Here is a 20,568-nt window from a genome sequence, read left to right on the forward strand (position 1 = left end):
CCCATCTTTTAAGGTTTCAGTTATATTTTATCAATTTCTTGTAATTTTAATATAAATTGATATTCTTGATGCTGATCATAAATTTTTTTTCTTGCTTGATATTTTTTAAATAAGTGCAATTTTTGTTCATAATCATCTAATATTTCCATAGTTTTAATTAAACTATCATAAATAGCATTTCGTGAAACATGAAAGATATCAGCAATTTCTTGTAATGAAAGATTTTGAAAAAAATATTGCCGAAAATATTCCTGTTGTTTTATTGTTAATAAAGATTGATAAAGAGTAAATAGACTATAATACCTTTCAATTTTTGCTAAATCTAATCTACTCATTTGCTTCTCCAGCAAATAAATCACGAGTTAAATTATATAAATATTGTTCTAAATCAAACTCTGCTAAATCAGTTACTTTTTCTCCTAAACCAACTAATTTAACCGGAATATCTAAATATTCTTTAATTGCTAAAATAATTCCACCTTTTGATGTTCCATCCATTTTTGTTAAAGCAATTGCCGAAATAGGAACAATTTTAGCAAATTCTTGAGCTTGAATCACACCATTTTGTCCCGTAGTTGCATCTAAAACTAAAATTACTTCATCGGCTTCGTGCCCTAGTTTTTGTTTAATAACTTTATTAATTTTATTCAATTCTTGCATTAAATTAACTTTATTTTCTAATCTTCCTGCTGTGTCAATTAAAACAACATCATAATTATTTTTTAATGCTTGATCAAGACCTTGAAACACAACACTTGCTGGATCTTGTTTTGGACTTATTGGTTCTTGAATTGCAACGCCAATTTTTTCTGATCAAAGTTTTAATTGTTCTACTGCTCCAGCCCGAAAAGTATCAGCAGCAACTAACAAAGATTTTTTGCCTTCTATTTTTAACTTTGCTGCTAACTTAGCAATTGTTGTTGTTTTACCATTGCCATTAACACCAACAACTAAAAAACATGTTACAGTTTTTTGATTAAAATTAAGTTTCGTTGAAAGTACTTCACCATCAGTGTAAATCATAAACATTTTATCTAAAATAATGTCATTAATATCTTCTGCTTTAGTAATTTTCAACATTCTAGTTTCATCAGCAATTTCTTTAACAATTTTAGCTGAAACTTTTGGTCCAACATCAGAAGCAATTAAAATTTCTTCTAATTCATCAAAGTATTCTTGATTAATTGTTCGATGTCTACTTGCTAATAATTTTAATTTTGTTGTAAACGATGAACGAGACTTCTTTAATCCTTGTTGATAATTATTATCTTGTGATTTTTTTTCGTTATTATGAAGTAATTTTGCTTTTAATTTTGCAAAAAATGCCATTTTTTTCACCTTATATTTTTAATATTACTAAAATTAATTATACAATAAAGTAAAGGAATTTAAAAATGCGATCAAAAGTTATTATTGATTAATTTAAAAAAATAGTAAGAATTACCTTACTATTTTTTGTTCTTAGTTAGTTTGTAATAATGAAATTAAATTCATTTTGCTTAATTGGACAATATTAATAATATATGTTGAGAAATAAATCAAAGCAATAATTGCAAAACTAATCGGAATTATTCACCAAATAAAGGCAAATGGTAAAGCTAAACCAGTAATATTAATAACAATCTTAATAAAAGCAAAAACAATTAAATAGCCTAATCCATATCCCGCTAGATAACTAAGGAAAACTCAAGGTGTAAATACTCCTAAAGTAAAGGAATTAATTTCAGTATTAGTATAGCCTTCTGCTTTCATTTGATTCATAAATCGCCGAAATTGCTCTAAAAATGTATCAGTAATCATAATAACAATTAAAATTGAACAAATAATTGTCACAATAATAAATAAAAGACTAGCAAGAGTAGCAATATCAGTCATTTTATTTAACATCTCTTGTTTTTTCGCTATTAAATCATTATCAGCAACAATTGGTTCTTCAGCATTACCTAAAGGTGAACCATACATTGAATAATCATCAGCCTGTCGTTTAAATGCCATTCGACCAACAAGATCATAAATATTATCAGAAGCACTTAACTTACCACTAAAATATTGATAAACATCCTTGCTATCATCTTTGCTATCAATACGATAAACTGGATCTTTTGTCTCACTGCGATCATTATAATAACTATAACCACTAAGTAAATTAGCTCATTTTTGATCAATATAAGCTCTTGGAGTATCATAAGAGTTTTGCATACCAATAATATGATATTTAGTAATTGGAGTGGAACTACCAACAATACTGCTTCATCATTCAGGAAATTTATTAGCAACTTCATTTTTTAAACTATCACTTTGTAATGAATCACTAGCAACTAAAATACCTTTTTCCAACATAGCACCATATCACTCAGGAATTCTTGCTGTTAATAAATTAACTGGATTAAGTTCTTTTCCTTTATAAACATCAGCAATATCAAATGAAAATGGTTTAATTCATGTTGCACCAGTGCCATGACGCGCAATATTTTCAATATCAAAAGAGAAATTAGCATTCTTATAAACATGGTCTGCTAACATACCATTTTTAGATTGAGCATCAATATCATCAGGTAATTTTAATCAAATCTGATTAACATCATTTCAATTCTCAGGTGTTTCTTTTGTTATTTCCTTACCTTGAGAATCATAAAAACCATCATAATTATAACCAAAAGCATCATTATAACCAGTATCACCAATTGGTTTTTGTCCACGATAATTTCAACGATTAGCATTATTATTTCAAAGTGTTTTTGAATCATTAGTTTGTGTTAAAGGATCTGAACCATAATATCAACTTGTTTTTGGCACTGGTCTTAAAACACCTTGATTATTACGATAATATAAAGTTTTAATATTTGGTGCCGCATTAATTGTTTCACCAACTGATAAATGATATTTAGCAGCAAAAGACTTATTAATTACCATTGGAACAATGTTCTTTGAACTATCATATTTTAATTGTTTTACCAAATCTGAATTAATAACTAACATTTTAGTTTCAGGATTAATTCCTGAAACATCAAGAAAACCAGCTTTAACTAAATTACTATCAGCAGAACCCAATTGTAATTGGGTTAATAACTCATCTTCAGCACCACCAATTTTATCATTATGGAGTGGATTATAAACAATGTTATTATGACCAATACTAAAGTAATCATAAGCATCTGTACTCTGATTATCTAGAATTTGTCTAATAAAGCCTGGTAAAGTTTCTTTTAAAATTTCTGGAATCGCATCAATACCTGGTGGTACTCCTGGATTAGTAACATTTAAAATTCCTGGTAAAAGTGTACTAGCAAAATTAATAACACTAGAAGAAAAGTTCTTATCACGACTTTGATCAATACTTGCTAAATCTTTCATCATCGAATTACTAAAACTTCTGCCACCTAATCAACTATAATTTCAAGCAACAAGATTTAAATCTAATGGTCCGTTAGTTAAAGTTGATAAATACTCACCAACACGATCAATCATATTTTGATCTTTATTATTTGAGTCATAAAACTTAATAATATTAGCAAAATTATTACTATTTTCATCGCCTTGATAATCTAATGGATTGTAATATGCTAATTTATTACCCTCTGAATCATTAATAATAATATCATTTGGTCATGGCATAGTTGCAGCAACCGGATAATAATTTTCATTATTTAAATTATCCAAATTACTTCAAGCAGAAAGGCCATACTTACTTAATGGCATATTAGGAATTGGATCTTGGTACTGATAATAATTTTGATATTTTTGAGTTTTAAAATAATTATTTTTCATACCACTAATTGTTGCTGGAATTGATATTGTTGCAGTAATTGCTAAAGTAGCAATAGATATTACTAATGAAGTAATCGCAATTTTCTTTCAATTAGTTTTTGTTAAAGATAAAAGAAAACGACCTTTAAAACCTAAATTTGATTGTGAATTACTATGAACTTTTGTATTACTAATTGAAATATCAAGATTATTTTGAATTAATTGCAAAGCTTGTTGCTTTAACAAACGATATCCACTAAGTAAAGTAGCAACTAAAACAAAACCAGCAATTAAAGCAATAGCAACAACTAAAGGAACAGCATTAAAACTAAAAACATTATAAGGTAAACTAAACATTGTATTGAAAAGTTCCGTAAAGTAAATTTGAAATACTAATCCAATTAACCAACCAATTGGCACTGCTAGTAAACTAACCAAAATTGGATAAGCAATATAAGAACTAAGAATTTTTCCTGTTGAATAACCTGTTGATTTTAAAATTCCGACTGAAACTTGATCTTTTTGAATTGCCTTTTTAATAATTAAATAAGTAATAAAAATAATAATTACTACTAAAAAAACAACACCAATAATAACACCAGCTTTAAAACCAGCCAAAGTAGCATTAAGCACTTTATTTCCTCTATTATAATTAGAAAACTGATTATTATCTTTAGTAACAACTAAATTATTCTCAATCTGATATTTACTTGGAATATTATCATTATTTTTACTATACTTTTCAATTAAATATTTGTCATAATCAGCCTGATTACGATCATCGACTTTATTATTGTTAAAAATTGTTCTTTGATAATAATCATTAAAATAAGGAATATCAAAATCGTCAACTTGAACATTTTCTCAAGGAAGAAAATACATCAAACTATTATTAGTTACCGTATTAGTGCCAAATCAATTTTCCGTATGATAAGCATCAGGTAAAACATAAGCAATAAATTCTGTTCTTGTATTAGGAACAGGATCAAGTAGATTAAGCGTTGGATAAATATTGCGAGCATCGCTACCAATGCCACTAACCATAAAAGTTTTGTTATTAATAACAATTGAGTTACCAGGCTTAATATTTTTTTGTCTTGCATATTGTGGCGAAATCACAACTTCATTTTTATTTGAAGGAGCAAGACCTTGAAAAATCTTTAAATTGACATTATTATGATTTTTTTTTGTTCCCAAATCAACAAGCTTAACATTAACTGGTTGTCCAGTTTTTGCATCTGCTCCAGCAGGACCAACTAATTGATTAACAATATTAATACTACGATTTTGTAAAGCAGCAGCAGCAGCAGCAAAATGATAAGAATAAGTGTTTAATTCATTATATTTCTTGTCGTTATCTTCTTCATCATTACCTTCAGTAACATTATCAGTCTTAATGTTTCCATCAACAACATTATTAAAAGAATAAACTGAATGATAATTTTGTGAAAAATTACTAATTATTTCCTTATTATTTAAATTTTCTGATGTAGACTCAAAATCACGATAAATTGTCATTCATTGACCATTCATGCCATAATTTTCAGTACTATCATCATTAGTAGTAACATATTTAGGGTTAACTGAAAGATCATCTTTTAAAAAGATTTTTTTTGCCAAAACTTCCTTACCTTCATCGGAAGCAACATTAACATCATCTGGAATGTTAAAATCTTTATCAGAATCAGAACTTTGATAGTTAACTTTGTGTTTTATTAATCAATTTGTAAAATCATCAGACGACAATGTTAATTTAGAACTACTACTATTAACTTCTATTCATTGAGCAAAGTAAGTTTGCAAAGAATCTAAAATTTGTTTCGCAGAATAATTAACAAATAAATTATTATACAAGTCTTGAGCTGCTGAAAGATAATAATTTGCTAAAGTTGCATTATTTGTTGTTTGCGCTTTTGTCATTAATTGACCATAAAGACTAGGCTTAACATACGAATCTTCAATGTTAAAAGTTAATGGTCTTTCAGGATTACTTCACTCAAAACTAGTAATACCATTAATCATATTATTAGTTCGCTGGTATTCAATTTTTAAATCAGTAGATTCTAAAGGATTAATTTGTTGACCAATAATTGAATTATCAAAGTAAACAGCCGATGATGATTCTTTGTCGTCTTCCTGATAATAAAGCCGACCAAGTTTTAAACTAAATGCTTGATCAACAATTTGAACTGACTTACTAACACTTAATGGCAAAACAGCATCAAAATTATCTTTATTCATTTCAAGATAAGTTTCTCCCTGACGAATTCTTTGATATGAAACTCATGAACCTGTAACAATCGCAGTTGAAAAAGCAGTTAACAATAATAAAATTATCAATTGTAATTTTGATTTTCACGCTGATATTAAAGTATGTTTTAAAAGTAAATAATTATTCAAGAAAGCAAAACTAATCTTTCTTTTTTGCTTTGCTTTTTCAAAATTTTGGTTAAGAAGTGGAGCAGTTTCTTCTTCAACAATTGACGGGACATCAATAATTGATTCTGTTTCTTGTTCAAATTCTTCTTGATGCATATTTTCTCCTTATTTTTCAAATATTATTCTTTGAAATAATAAAAATTAATTTATTCAGATAATAACATAATCAGAAAGGGCAATCAATAATTTAATAATAATCATTGTTTTTTTAAAATTATTTAGTAATATAAAGTAAAATGATTTTAAATAGTTAAATTATTCGGCGGTGAAATAATGAGAAAATTACTAGTAAATCTTACAGGAATCTTAACTTTTAGTAGCAGTGCCTTACCATTAGTAGGCTGCACATTTAACTCTTATGCTAACCAAGTTATTAACAAAGTTGCAGCAAATCTAGCATCTGAAACAAGTAACGTAATTAAATCTTTAATTGCTGCTAAAAATCTTGATGCTGATACTCAAGCAACAATTAGTGCCGCCTTACAACCAACAATAAAAAATAAATCAATTATCAAAAATCAAACAGAAATAACTGAAATTAATAATTGAAATCAATTTCAAGCTAATTGAGGTCTTAATAATAATATTAAAACCAAAGGTTTTACAAAAGATAGTTTCATTGTTGCTAGCGGCCAAGGTAGTTTAACAAAACAAATTAATAGTATAAACAGTACTAATCAAACATTATCATATTTTGATTATATTAGTGCTTTAAATGTTATTGATAATTCAACACTTTATGGTCTTTTATTTGGGCAAAATGCGATTGCACAGCCAATTGTCAAAAATTTTCTTACTAGTTTAAAAACTGGTACTTTAGCAGAACCATGATCTTCATTGCTTAACAATTTAATTAATGACTATCAAGGAAATGTTTTAGAACCAATTACACAATTACTAAACGAATTAGTTGATGGTTGAAGTGAAGTAACAACACCAGATGAACTTGTAAACTTTTTTCAAAATTGAAAAGACGACCAAGGTATACCATATAGTGAATGAGTAAATTCTAATGCGGCATGAAAACTTACTGGTTTTACAAATTGAAAATCTAATGACATAAACCTTTATCGTGGCGGAGTAATTATTAATCACCTATTTAAAGAAATGGGACTTGAAAATTCAGAAAAAATTACCAATCCACAATATATTGGCGCTATTATTAGTGATAATCTTAATAATCCAACTAATCAATTATTAGCAGCTTTTCAACCTTATCTTGATTTATTATTAACTAATCCAAAATACTTATTGCAACTTATTACAGGGCTTGTCCCTTTAATTAAAGACTTAATTTTTAATGCTCCTGACTTAACTCAAGGAATTGAACATTTAACACTTGGTAACACTCATCCAACTAATAAAAATAATAATAGTTATAATTTAAAAACAGTTTTTACTGATTTAAAAACAATTATAAATGATAAAACAAAAGTTGAAGCACTTGCAACAAAACTTTTATCATCACCATTTCTTTATGACATAAAAATTTCACTTTCACTTCCTCCTTCAGGCAGTTTTGATGTTCCATTACCTGCAGGACTAGATGTCAAATCTGATACTAAAAATGAATTAATTACAACAATAACTAATCTTTTAACTGGTTCAGATTTTGGCAATACTTTTAATGATATTTTCAATGTTATTGAAAAATTAAATGATCAATTTCAAGGTTCAGATGGTATTGACTTAAACTTAAAAAATATTAAAAATCTTTTAACTAACAAAGATAATGGTCTATTAACACTATTAAGCGATGTCGCTGATACAATTGCTAATATTATTAGTCCCAATAATCCAGAAGATGAAATTACTAATGAACAATTAGCAGCTTTATATGAAAGTATTGGTGGTCAAACACCAAAAAATAATACAACAGAACTTACTTTTAGAAAAAACTCAATTCTATGAAAATTACAAACTGAATTAGCAAATAATCAATCAGATTTGAGTAATATAGTTAAAGTTATTTATCGAAATGACCAATATAAAGGTGTAACTAACATTATTATGGATCAAAATGAAAATTGAATTAAAGAAAATTATACAAATTATTTAAGCTCAAATTATGCAAAAAGTAATATATCTAATATTAACTATCAAACAACAAAAAATGACAGTCAAACAATTACTAATATTAGTTATGACTTCGTCTATGAAATTGGAACAAATAAATACCACTTCTTTATCAAAGGTGCTGCAATTGATAATAACGATGATTTTTCTGGAACTCATAACTTTAAATTCACAGATATTTATAAAATATAAACAACTTTACCTTCCTTTTAAATTAAAAGAGATTTTATTTACTGAGAAAGAGAAAAAATAAAAAAAATCCTTGCTTTTTTAAGATTATTTGTTAGAATTATTATTAGGATTTAAGATTCCTTAAGTCCTTTTATAATAAGGTAATATGTAACTTTTTAAGAATACTTGAATATATAAACAATATATAATAATTTAAATTAAAAATTAATCTAAAACCCCTAATTTAAACTCTATACCCCAATAACCTTAAGTTTTATTTATAAAATAAATTAATCCCCCTTTTTTTATAATTCATATTGCCTTAGATATTCTTGTATCACAAGAGTCATCCCGACTCTTGTTTTTTTTATGTCAAAAAAGAGTTTATTAAATTTAATAAACTCTTTTTATCTTTATATTTTATTATCTTTCTTTATCATCCGAAAAATCAAACAAAGAAATATTTGAATCTAATGATTTTAACTTTGTATCAATATTTCTAAAGTTTTCTTCATTAAACACTTTCTTAATAAAATGATCATGTTCTTTAAACAATTCTTTTAAATTACTTTTATTTTTAAATTTAGGTGACATAGAAAAATGATTTAAATAAAATATTTCAAAGTTTCAACCTTGAGGTAAAAATCAAATTGCAAAATTTTCTTTAGTTCTTTTATCTGTAACTAAATATTCTTTTAATTCTTCAAAAAGTTTATTTTCAAGATTAACAATTTTTTTATTTTCATTTTGAATACTAGGTTGATTATCATTATCTTTTCAAAGTATTATTTTATCGTACTTTGATTTTATTCCAGTTCTTTTCAAAAACTTCACTGTTCTTTCAATATTTAAAATACAATTAATTTCTCTTTTAATAAAAATAATTTCTGTAAATTTAATAAACTTTGGTTGATATTGTTTAATATATTTATTTAACTGACAAAAATAATTCTGTTCATCCAAATGTGTTGTTTTTCCCTCACAACAAATTACCAATAAAGCTAATGACTCTATACCCCTTCACATATTACACTAAATTAACTTTCTCATTGTTATTACTAAAAAAATCATAAATTTCATTAATATTATTAGAATCTGGGTGCGAATTAATTATTTCTGATACATAATTTTTTGAAAATAATTTATCATTTCTTTTAATACTATAATTTTCAAAATTACTTAACTTTTGAAAATTTTTATCAGAATCATACAAACTAACATTAATACAACTATTATGAATTTCAACATTATCAAAAATATAAGGATTATGAGTCGTAAAAAGTAATTGTGAATTATTAAGATTATTTTCATTAAAATAAAATAATCTTAAAATTGTATCAATAATTCTTGGATGAAAAGAATTTTCAATTTCATCAATTAAATATAATGATGAGTGTATTTTATTTAAAAGTATTGGTAACATAATAAAAACAAAACGTTTTGTTCCATCAGAAAGATTATCTAAAAAAACTTTAATAATTTTATTATTATTTCTGACCAAAACAATTATTTCATCTCTTAATCGATCATATTCAAAATCAATAATATTAGAATCGGCAGCAAGCATTAAAATTTTAAACAAATTTAAAAATTTTTGATTTTCAAGATTCTTTTGTTCAAGAAAACATCTTTTGATTTTTTTATTCATTCAAGATAAAGAATAATTTTCCTCAATAACACCTCAATTGTTCTTAAAATAAGCAATATTTTTAATGAAATTAAAAAGCTGATTAATTAAATTAATTTCAAAACTATTTAAATTAAAAGTTTCATTTTTTTCATATTGCGAAATTTCAGCAATTCTTCATAATAAAGAATACTTATTTTTATTATCAAAAATCAATTTTCAATTATTATTGAATTGTTTTTCTTGTAAATACAATTTTTCTGAAAAAATTTGATAATTTTCATCAATAAGAATTTCATGTTTAACAATATTTTTATTAATTAAATATTCAAAACTAAATTCTTTTGATTTTTTTTCTAATTCAAAAAAATTCTTACTTTTTATTTTATCAAATTGATTAATTATAATTTGCTGATACATATAAATTGCATCAAAAAAAGATGTTTTTCCTGAAGCATTAACACCAATAATACCAGCAAGATTAAAAGTATAAACAAAATTACTATTTGCTAATTTATGTTTTCTAACAACTTCCTTATTTTTATCAGCAATATTTTTATTAGTATAAAATTCAACTTCAGCATTTTTTAAAGATTTGAACCCCTTAATATTAATTTTTGTAATCATTGTATCCCCTCCTTTTTCTTATTACAAAAAAATTGTAACATAAATAAAAAAGTATGACGATAAAAATTCATAAAAAGAATATTTTTTAAAATTGATTTCAAGACTCTTCTTTTAATTATTGTTTGTTATAATTAAAAAGAAAAAAATCGCTTGTGGTGAAAAATGAAAAAAGCATTAATTATTGATGGTAATAATTTAATTTATAAAGCATATTACGCAACAGCATATCGTGGTGCTAATTTACATTCATTTAATGGTGTTCCAACTAATGCTTTATATGCTTTCATTAGAATGCTTAATAAATTTATTACAGCAAATAATTATGATGCAATTTTTGTTGCTTTTGACGCTGGTAAAACAACTTTTCGTAATGAAAAATATAACGAATATAAAGGAACTCGTAAAGCAACACCAAGCGAATTATTAGTGCAAATTGATTTAGTAAAGCAATTTTTAAATTTAGCAGAAATTCCTTGAGAACAAGAAACTAATTATGAAGCCGATGATTTAATTGGAACAATTATTTTTAAAGCTAAAGATTATCATATTAATATTATTAGTAGCGATAAAGATTTATATCAATTATTAGATCAAAATATTGAAATTTTATTACCAGAAAAAGGATTAAGTGAACTAAGAACATTTAATCAAACAACATTAAAAAAAGAATTAATGCTTGATCCAAAGCAAATTCCTGATTATAAAGGATTAATTGGTGATAATTCCGATAATTTACCTGGTATTAAAGGTATTGGACCAAAAACTGCACTTAAATTATTACAAAAATATCATACTTTGGAAGAAATTATTAAAAATGTTGATGAATTATCAGAAAAAGAAAGCAATTTAATTAAAAAAAATAGCAAAACTGGTCTTTTAACAAAAGAATTAGCAACAATTTTAAAAGATGCACCAATAAAAAAAACTTTAAAAGACTGTGATTACGATATTAATTTATTAAAAAAACCAGAATTACAAGAATTTTATAAAAAATATGATATGAAAAGTTTAATTGACGGAACTAAAACCGAAAAAAAAGTTAATGCAATTAAAAATAGCAAAATTAAAATTATTGAAAAATGAGATGCAAAATTTAATGATGAAGTTAATTATTTATGAACTGAAATTTTTTGAAATAATTACCATCGTGATCCCTTATTAGCAATTGTAATTAAAAATAAATTTGGTGTTTTTTATTGCCGAAAAAGCATTATTGCCGAAGATAAAGAACTGCAAAATTTTTTAACTAATAAAAAATATCAAAAAATTACTTGAGACATTAAAAAAACTATTATTTCTACTATTAATAATTTTAATATTATTATCAATGGTTTTATTTTTGATCATATGTTAGCTAGTTATTTATTATATGCTAATGAAAATATTACATTAGAAAATATTGCTCATATTTTAGAAACAGAAAATTATGGTGAATTAAATGATGCTGAATTTTATGGTAAGGCAAGTAAGAAAAAAATTCCAAATTCAGAAATTGATATTGCTAAATATTTAGAATTAAAAATAAATTTTTTAGTTGAATCTTATCCAATCTTAATTGAAAAATTAAAAAATACTAATAGTTGAAATCTATACCAAGAAATTGAATTGCCAACAGTTTATCCTTTGATTACTATGGAAATTAATGGTATTGCTGTTGATCGTAAACAATTAAAAAGTATGACTGAACAAACAAAGATTAATTTGGAAAAAATTGAAGATAAAATTAATCAAATTGCTAACCAAAAAATTAACCTAAATTCGCCAAAACAAGTTAGCAACTATTTATTCAATGAATTAAAGTTACCCAATTTAAAAAAAGGCAGCACTGCTTATGAAGTTCTAATTAATCTAAAAGATGAACATCCCGTTATTAAAATTTTAATAGAATACCGCAAATTACAAAAACTTTATACTACTTATCTTAATGGTTTAGAAAAATATATTTTTCCTGATAATAAAATTCATACAATTTACAATCAAGTTCAAACAAGTACCGGCAGATTATCTTCAACTGATCCTAATATGCAAAATATTACTGTTAAAGATACTGAGCAAAGAGAAGTAAGAAAAATATTTATTCCGAGTAAAGAAAATTTAAAAATTCTTTCTTGTGATTATTCACAAATTGAATTAAGACTTTTAGCTCACATTAGCAATGATGAAAATTTAATTAATGCTTTTTTACAAAGTCATGATATTCATTTAGAAACTGCAAGTAAAATTTTTAATGTTGAATTAAGTCAAGTAACAAAAGAACAAAGAAACCGTGCTAAGACTGTTAATTTTGGTATTATTTATGGGATATCTAGCTTTGGTTTAGCACAACAACTAAAAATTTCAGTAAAAGAAGCAAAAGAATTTATTGATAAATATTTAGCAATTTATCCAAAAATTAAAAACTATATTAGCGATACAATTAAATTTTGCCAAGAACACGGTTATGTTGAAACGCTTTATCATCGTCGTAGAGATGTACCTGAAATTAATAATCAAAATTCTTTAATTAGAGAATTTGGTCAAAGAATTGCCATGAATACACCAATTCAAGGTACTGCAGCTGATATTATTAAGATTGCTATGATTGAAATTGATACTGAAATTAAAACAAATAATATTAAAGCAAGATTAGTTGCTCAAATTCATGATGAACTAATTTTTGAAGTTGATGAAAAAATAGTAGCAAGTGAAACAAAAAAAATTGACCAAATTATGAATGAAGTTATTAAATTAAAAGTTCCATTAATAGTTAATAGTGTTTCTGGAAATAACTGATATGATTTAAAATAATAATAAAAAAAACTAAAAAGATAAAGGAACAAAATAATGCCAGAATTACCAGAAGTTGAAACAGTAAGAAAAACTTTAGAACCACTATTAATTAATCATAAAATTACTAACATAAGAATTTTTCTTAATAAAATTGTTAAAAATCCTGATATTTTAACTTTTAAAAGCAAAATTGTTGGTCAAACAATTCATAAAGTTGAAAGAAAAGCAAAACTAATAATTTTTGTTTTGGATGATGACGTTTTATTAAGTCATTTAAGAATGGAAGGAAAATACTATTATCAAAAAAAAGATGAAAAAATTAATTGAAAACATGTTCTTTTGGTTTTAGATTTAGATAATGGCTATCAATTACGCTATCACGATACAAGAAGATTTGGAACTTTTCATTTGCAAAATAAAAAAACATATCAATCTTTAAAACCCTATACTAATATTGGTCCAGAACCATGAAATGAATTAGTAACAGTTAATTATTTAAAAGAAAAATGAAACAATAAAAAACAAAAAGTTAAAACTGCGTTGCTTGATCAAACTATTATTAGTGGTCTTGGTAATATTTATGCTGACGAAGTTTTATTTGCAGCTAAAGTTCACCCTGAAACACCTGTCAATAAACTATCTAGTGAAGATCTTAATGCAATTATTAATAATGCAATTAAAATTTTAAAATTATCAATTGAATTAGGTGGTTCAACAATTGCTACTTATACTTCAAGTTTAGGTATTAAAGGCACTTTTCAAAACCATTTACAAGTTCATACTAGAGTAAATCAACCTTGCTTTATATGTCAAAATATTATTAAAAAAATTAAAGTTAATAATCGAGGAACTTATTTCTGCTCTTATTGTCAAACTAAAAAATAATTTAATTAAATCGGGATAAAATAATTTAATTAGTGTGGAAAAAATAATAATAATTAACAAATATAAATTAATGTAAAAATTCATTGTGGATAAAATGTGGATAAAGATGTGAAGTCATCATATTTCTTTATTTATATTTTATTATTAATATAATTAATGATAGGTTTATACTAAGACCAATTTTTTAAGTGCTAAGGGAGTAATAATGCAAAGAATAATTAACGAATCTGATACTTTTCAGTTAATACTTGATGATAATATTGATATCATAGACTACCAATATCTTTTTATGTTATATCAACCAATAGTTGGCGTTAATAGCATAAATTTATATCTAACTTTAATTCAAGAAAAAAATTTAACTAATAGAATTAATTTAGAATTTAACCATAAAAGATTAATGTTATTATTAGGTCTTAATGAAATTGAATTATTACAGGCATTTCAAAAATTAGAAACTTATAAATTGTTAATTAGTTATTATTTTCCTTTAAAATCAATTTATATTTATAAATTACAAAAACCTTTGCTACCAAAACAATTTTTTGCAAATCCCGAATTAGAAAATAAATTAACAAATAAATTAGGAGCTTTACAATTTGAAAGACAAAAATATTATTTTTTAAAATTTCAACCAGAGATTACTGAAGACTTTATTAATATTAGCCATACTCAAGAAGAAGAAATTAGTCCTTCAAGAATCAATTTACAACAATTAATTAATAAATTAAATAAAACTGAAGAAACTATTATCATTAATCAACCTGAAAAAACAATCAAACCTTATCAAATGCGAGCAAATTTAGAAGCAACGCGACAAACTTTTAATATTAATAACAAAAATGTTTTAAATCAAACTTTAAATCTAATTCAAGAAAAAAGTCCTGAAGATTATATTCAATACTTAACTAAAAAACCAATTGATAATAAATTAAAAAATACTTTAAAATCATTAAGTTTTGAATATCAACTTAATAATGAAGTAATTAATTGTCTTTTTGAATATACCTGATTCAAAAATGATAAACGAATTGAACCTAATTATATTTTAAAAATTGCTAAAACATTTCAAGAAAATAAAATTGATAACGCTAATGACGCTTTAAAACATTTAAAATTAGCTTATTTAAAAAGCAAAAAGCATTCTTTTGCTAATAGTAAATCTTATCGTCAAGATGTTTTATGAACTAATGATCAATTTGATTTTAATTTACACAAAAAAAACATTAATTTCCAAGAACTAGAAAAGAACGAAGATCAAAATTTAATGTCAGAAGAAGAAATTAGAGAAATTTTAAAAGAATTTGATAATCACTAATATAATTAAATTATAGTAGATAATCATTTTTAATTAGGAGTTTAAATCTATGACAGAAAATTTAAGTCAATTACTTCAAACAAATGAAAATAATAAAGAATTTATAGAATTTATTGAGACAAATAAAATTACTGATAAATTACTTAACGATAATTATCACTTATTTGAAGCATATTTAACTAGTTATAATTTATGTAAGAAACGAGAAAATATTAGTAAATGTCAACAAGAAATTCCCGGTTATCGTTTAAAACTAATTATTAATAGTAATCAACAAATTAATACAATTCTAACTGATTGTCTACATCGAATTAATAATCTAGATCAAAAACAAGTAATGAATAAGTTTTTAATTCGTCATTATGATGATGCTTTATTATCACTTTCCTGAAATAAAGATTTTTTAGTAGTTGGCAGAGAGCGTCAAGAAATTGTTAATTACTTAAAACAAACTTTAAAAGCAAAAAATTATCCTGGTTTATATTTATATGGTGATTCTCAAGTTGGTAAAACTTTTATTTTTATTTTATTAGCTAATAAACTAATCCAAAAAAAACACACTGTTTGTTTTATTTCTTGACCAGAATTCATTATTGAAATTAAAAAAAATTTTAATAATGAGAATGATAATAGTAATAAAATTGATCAAATAAAAAATTGTGATTTTTTGTTCATTGATGACTTAGGTAGTGAATTAGTTACTGCTTGAGAACGTGATGAATTACTATTTCCGATTCTTAATGCTAGAATCTTACCTTTAAAAACAACATTTATTAATTCAAATTTTAGTATTAATGAATTAGCAGATTGTTATCGTAAACAAAATAATAAAATTGAAGAAACTAAAGTTAAAAGATTAATTGAAAGAATTAAAAAGTTAACTTTGCCAATAAAATTAACAAAGCAAGACTTAAATAATAAAAATTAATTTTTATAAAATATTTAAAATAGAAAAAAATTTCCAAATACCCTTATTATTGTTTTGATATTTTGCTATAATTTTATTTGAAACTCAATAGTAGAAGGAGAATTATCAATATGGCAGTAAAAGTTGCTATAAATGGATTCGGAAGAATCGGTAGACTAGCTTTTCGCCAATTATTCAACCAAAAAAACATTGAAATTGTTGCAATCAATGATTTAGGTAAGGTTGAAGCTTTGGCTTATTTATTAAAATATGATTCAGCACATAGATCATGAAATGCTGACAAAATTAAAGCAGATGCAAGTAAAAACATAATTACAGTTGCTGGTAAAACAATTAAAGTATGTAAAGAAACAGATCCTAAATTATTACCATGAAAAGAATTAGGTGTTGATGTTGTTATTGAATCAACAGGAAGATTTACTGAAAAAGATAAGGCTCAAGCTCACATTGATGCCGGAGCTAAAAAAGTTGTTATTTCTGCGCCAGCAAAAGGTGATTTAAAGACTATTGTTTATAACGTTAATCATAAAACTTTAAATAAAAATGATACTATTATTTCAGCTGCTTCATGTACAACTAACTGTTTAGCACCAGTAGTAAATGTTTTAGAAAATGAATACGGAATTGTTAAAGGTTGAATGACTACAATTCATGCTGCAACAAATGATCAACGCTTATTAGACCTTGAGCACTCTGATTTCAGAAGAGGAAGAAGTGCTTTAGCAAATATCGTTCCTGCTTCAACAGGTGCTGCTGCTGCAATTGGTCTAGTTATTCCAGATGTTAAAGGTAAATTAGATGGAACAGCAATGCGTGTGCCGCTTATTACTGGATCTATCGTCGATTTAACAATTGAATTAAAGAAAAATGTCACAGTTGAAGAAATTAATACATTAATGAAAAAACATGCAAATGAATCACTTGGATATACAGAAGATCCAATTGTTTCAACAGATATTATTGGTTCAAGTTTTGGCTCAATCTTTGATGCTACTTTAACTAAAGTAATGACTATTAATGGTAAACAAATTGTTAAAGTATTTTCTTGATATGATAATGAAATGTCATATGTTTCACAACTTGTTAGAACTGTTTTATACTTTGCTCAATTGTAAAAACTAAAAATTTAAAATGCATCTCAAAGGTGCATTTTTTTATTACCGAATATTTAAAATATTGAAATATTAAATTATAAACTATAAAATATAATAGTTTAGTGCTAGGAGAAAAAAATGAATAAAAAAACATTAAAAGATATTAATTTTGAAAATAAAAAAGTCATTGTTCGTTTGGACTTTAATGTTCCAATCGAAAATAATAAAATTACGGATGACACAAGAATCAAAGCAGCTTTAGAGACAATTAAATATTTACAAAATCATAATGCTAAAATTATCATGTTATCTCATTTGGGAAGAATTAAAACCGAAGCAGACAAAAAAACTCGTAGTCTCAGTTTAGTTGCTAAAAAATTACAAGAACTAATTAATCATCCAGTTATTTTTATTAATGAAACTAGAGGTAAAAATCTCGAAACAGCCGTTAATAAATTAAAAGCAAAAGATTTATTATTAATTGAAAATACTAGATTTGAAGATTTAAATGGTAAAAAAGAAAGTAAAAATGATCCTGAATTAGGAAAATATTGAGCTAGCCTAGGAGAAGTTTTTGTTAACGATGCATTTGGAACTGCTCATCGTGCTCACGCTTCTAATGTTGGTATTGCAACTTATATTAAAGATAGTTGTATTGGTTTTTTAATTGAAAAAGAATTAACAATGTTAAATAAGGTTGTAATTAATCCTGAAAGACCATTTGTTGCTATTTTAGGTGGCGCTAAAGTTTCTGATAAAATTGATGTTATAAAACAATTACTAACTAAAGCTGATTCAGTTTTAATTGGTGGCGGCATGGCTTATACATTTATGAAAGCACTAGGTTATAAAATTGGTAAGTCATTAGTAGAAAATGACAAAGTTGACTTAGCAAAAGAATTAATTAATTTAGGTAAGGATAAATTAGTTTTACCAGTTGATTATATTGCTGCACCAGAATTTAAAGATATTAAAGGAACAAATACTACTGATCAAAATATTGCCGATAATTTAATGGGCTTAGATATTGGAACAAAAACAGAAAAATTATTCCAAGATAAATTAAAATCAGCTAAAACAATTGTTTGAAATGGCCCAATGGGAGTTTTTGAAATGAATAACTTCGCTCATGGAACAAAAGCAATTTGTGAAGCAATTGCAAATTTAAAAAGTGCTTTTAGTTTAATTGGTGGTGGTGATAGTGCTGCTGCTGTAACTAAGTTTCATTATGAAAAAAAAGTTAGCTTTATTTCAACTGGTGGCGGTGCTTCATTAGAATATCTTGAAGGCAAAGACTTGCCAGGAATTACAGCAATTAAAAACAAAAACTAATGACAACAAATTCCGAAAATGATAATGTTTTTATCATTGTAAGTTTATTTTTATTAGCAGTAATTTCTGTAATGTTAATAATTCAATTAATTGTTTGAAGTATTATTGTTATTACTGCTAAAAAAACAAAAATTAAACTAACAAATAAAACCTATGAAACTTTGTTAATAAGTCAAGATTATCAAGATGTAAAAGTAAAAAAAGTAAAACTAGCAGTTAAATTTGCAAATTATCACAAGCAAAATAATTGTTTAAAATTATCAAACCGAAATTTTGAAGAAAAAACAACTTGAAATGTTTACCAAAATTTAGTTAATATTTTATTAATTAAATGAAAAAAAACTAACAGAAAAACTAATATTATATTAATAATTAGTACCTTAATTTTTTATTTAAGTGCAATAGCTACAATTACTTTAAGTTTAATTTATTATATTAATTTAGCACAAAAAACTATTAACCAAGTTGATACAAATGTCATAAGTATTTTAAGTTTTATTGTGTTAATTTTTTTAGTTTTAAGTTGATTACTTTGAACAATGAGTTATGAAAAATTAAGAAAAGAAGTTATTCAATTAACTAAAACTTTTGATAATCAAAATTTATTAAAAATGGTTAAAAGAATTAGTGGTTATAAAACTTTATTTCCAGGTTCAGAATTATTATTTTAATTAAAAGCGAATAGTTAGCTATAATGCAACTAAAGTAGTAAGTATTTAAACAGCACTTACTACTTTTTATTTTGCAATCAAAAAATAAACATTTTTAATAAATTGATAAAAAATAAAATTATGATATTATCTTTAATAAAAGGGGGTATAAATAATGAAAAAAGTAATTTTAACTACTTTAGCAATTTGTGCAACATCAATTACAATAAACCAATTATTAAGTAATAAATATTCTAAGAAAACTACTGAAAATGTGATTCAAACTGAAATCTCTACAACTTTAAATCAAGATGATATTAAAATTGAAAAATTAAATCAAGAATATAACTCTAGAACTAATCAAGTAAATCAAGAAATGGAAAATAATTTAGTTGCTAGTATTACTTTAACCAATAATCAAATTACAATTAATTATCAAATTTTAAATCCAAAATTATATTCAAAAGAAGTTTATCAAATGATATTAAGCAAACAATATTTAGAAAATTTAAAAGTACAACAGCAACTTAATCTAGTTAGTTTTGACAGCAATAATCATATTAACTTTAACAATTCTGTAATAACAATACAACATAATCCTAACTTCTGAAAAGAATGACATTGATATTGATTTATATATTGAAAATTACATTTAAGTATTAATGCAATTGACAAAATTATCGATATTGGTTCTAAAATGTCTGGTTCTCCTGGCTTTATATCCGCAGCTAGTACAATTGCTGCTACCTTAATAACTTCAGGCTTTACAGCAGTTATTGCTGCCATTATTGCTGGATTTATAGTAAAAAGCATAATTATTTTATTATTTTATAGTAACAGTGTCAAAGGATGTTGATTAGGTATAATGGGAGTTGTTCCAGGCGTAAAATGAGGAAGCAATTAAA

14 protein-coding genes are annotated in these 20,568 nt (G+C 24.7%); 9 read left to right on the plus strand and 5 right to left on the minus strand.

Features of this window, described 5'->3' with window-relative positions; genetic code table 4:
- Positions 1–20 precede the first annotated feature (20 nt).
- The 3 genes from ylxM to LT335_RS04475 form a co-directional block, all read right to left on the minus strand.
- Complete coding sequence (ylxM, locus tag LT335_RS01200; RefSeq protein ID WP_249728020.1) at positions 21–335, minus strand: YlxM family DNA-binding protein; 315 nt, start codon at positions 333–335, stop codon at positions 21–23.
- Complete coding sequence (gene ftsY / locus LT335_RS01205) at positions 328–1,329, minus strand: signal recognition particle-docking protein FtsY (RefSeq protein WP_249728021.1); 1,002 nt, start codon at positions 1,327–1,329, stop codon at positions 328–330. Before ftsY ends, ylxM begins: the two co-directional genes overlap by 8 nt.
- Positions 1,330–1,461: 132 nt before the next feature.
- A complete protein-coding gene (locus LT335_RS04475) occupies positions 1,462–6,282 on the minus strand; it encodes an ABC transporter permease (protein ID WP_249728022.1) in 4,821 nt (1,606 codons plus the stop codon).
- Positions 6,283–6,459: 177 nt separating this feature from the next.
- Between LT335_RS04475 and LT335_RS01215 the strand changes: the two genes are divergently transcribed.
- Positions 6,460–8,454 (plus strand): hypothetical protein, encoded by a 1,995-nt coding sequence (locus LT335_RS01215; protein ID WP_249728024.1) that lies wholly within the window; start codon positions 6,460–6,462, stop codon positions 8,452–8,454.
- Positions 8,455–8,856: 402 nt separating this feature from the next.
- Here LT335_RS01215 and LT335_RS01220 read toward each other — a convergent pair whose 3' ends face one another.
- Both LT335_RS01220 and LT335_RS01225 read right to left on the minus strand, forming a co-directional pair.
- The gene (locus LT335_RS01220) at positions 8,857–9,396 is read right to left on the minus strand and encodes a hypothetical protein (RefSeq protein WP_249728025.1); all 540 of its coding nucleotides are present in this window, start codon (positions 9,394–9,396) and stop codon (positions 8,857–8,859) included.
- A gap of 64 nt (positions 9,397–9,460) precedes the next feature.
- The gene (locus LT335_RS01225) at positions 9,461–10,687 is read right to left on the minus strand and encodes an AAA family ATPase (RefSeq protein WP_249728026.1); all 1,227 of its coding nucleotides are present in this window, start codon (positions 10,685–10,687) and stop codon (positions 9,461–9,463) included.
- Positions 10,688–10,849: 162 nt separating this feature from the next.
- On the opposite strand from LT335_RS01225, the gene polA reads away from it, so the two are divergent.
- The 8 genes from polA to LT335_RS01265 all read left to right on the plus strand — a co-directional run bounded on the left by polA (position 10,850) and on the right by LT335_RS01265 (position 20,567).
- Complete coding sequence (gene polA, locus LT335_RS04480; RefSeq protein WP_249728027.1) at positions 10,850–13,474, plus strand: DNA polymerase I; 2,625 nt, start codon at positions 10,850–10,852, stop codon at positions 13,472–13,474.
- Positions 13,475–13,510: 36 nt separating this feature from the next.
- Positions 13,511–14,341, plus strand: a complete 831-nt coding sequence (mutM, locus tag LT335_RS01235) for a DNA-formamidopyrimidine glycosylase (RefSeq protein WP_249728028.1) — start codon at positions 13,511–13,513, stop codon at positions 14,339–14,341.
- A 205-nt stretch (positions 14,342–14,546) separates the two neighbouring features.
- Positions 14,547–15,659 (plus strand): DnaD domain protein, encoded by a 1,113-nt coding sequence (locus tag LT335_RS01240; protein WP_249728030.1) that lies wholly within the window; start codon positions 14,547–14,549, stop codon positions 15,657–15,659.
- Positions 15,660–15,708: 49 nt separating this feature from the next.
- Positions 15,709–16,587 (plus strand): ATP-binding protein, encoded by an 879-nt coding sequence (locus tag LT335_RS01245; protein WP_249728031.1) that lies wholly within the window; start codon positions 15,709–15,711, stop codon positions 16,585–16,587.
- Positions 16,588–16,697: 110 nt separating this feature from the next.
- Positions 16,698–17,702: a type I glyceraldehyde-3-phosphate dehydrogenase gene (gene gap / locus LT335_RS01250; RefSeq protein WP_249728032.1), complete on the plus strand. Its 1,005-nt coding sequence runs from the start codon at positions 16,698–16,700 to the stop codon at positions 17,700–17,702.
- A gap of 117 nt (positions 17,703–17,819) precedes the next feature.
- A complete protein-coding gene (locus LT335_RS01255; protein ID WP_249728033.1) occupies positions 17,820–19,013 on the plus strand; it encodes a phosphoglycerate kinase in 1,194 nt (397 codons plus the stop codon).
- Positions 19,013–19,684, plus strand: a complete 672-nt coding sequence (locus LT335_RS01260; RefSeq protein ID WP_249728035.1) for a hypothetical protein — start codon at positions 19,013–19,015, stop codon at positions 19,682–19,684. The genes LT335_RS01255 and LT335_RS01260 overlap by 1 nt, the downstream gene beginning before the upstream one ends.
- 154 nt (positions 19,685–19,838) lie before the next feature.
- Positions 19,839–20,567, plus strand: coding sequence for a hypothetical protein (locus tag LT335_RS01265; protein WP_249728036.1), 729 nt, complete (start codon positions 19,839–19,841; stop codon positions 20,565–20,567).
- Position 20,568: the final 1 nt, after the last annotated feature.

The sequence above is a fragment of the Spiroplasma attinicola genome (assembly GCF_023509825.1).
GTDB lineage: Bacteria > Bacillota_I > Bacilli_A > Mycoplasmatales > VBWQ01 > Spiroplasma_D > Spiroplasma_D attinicola.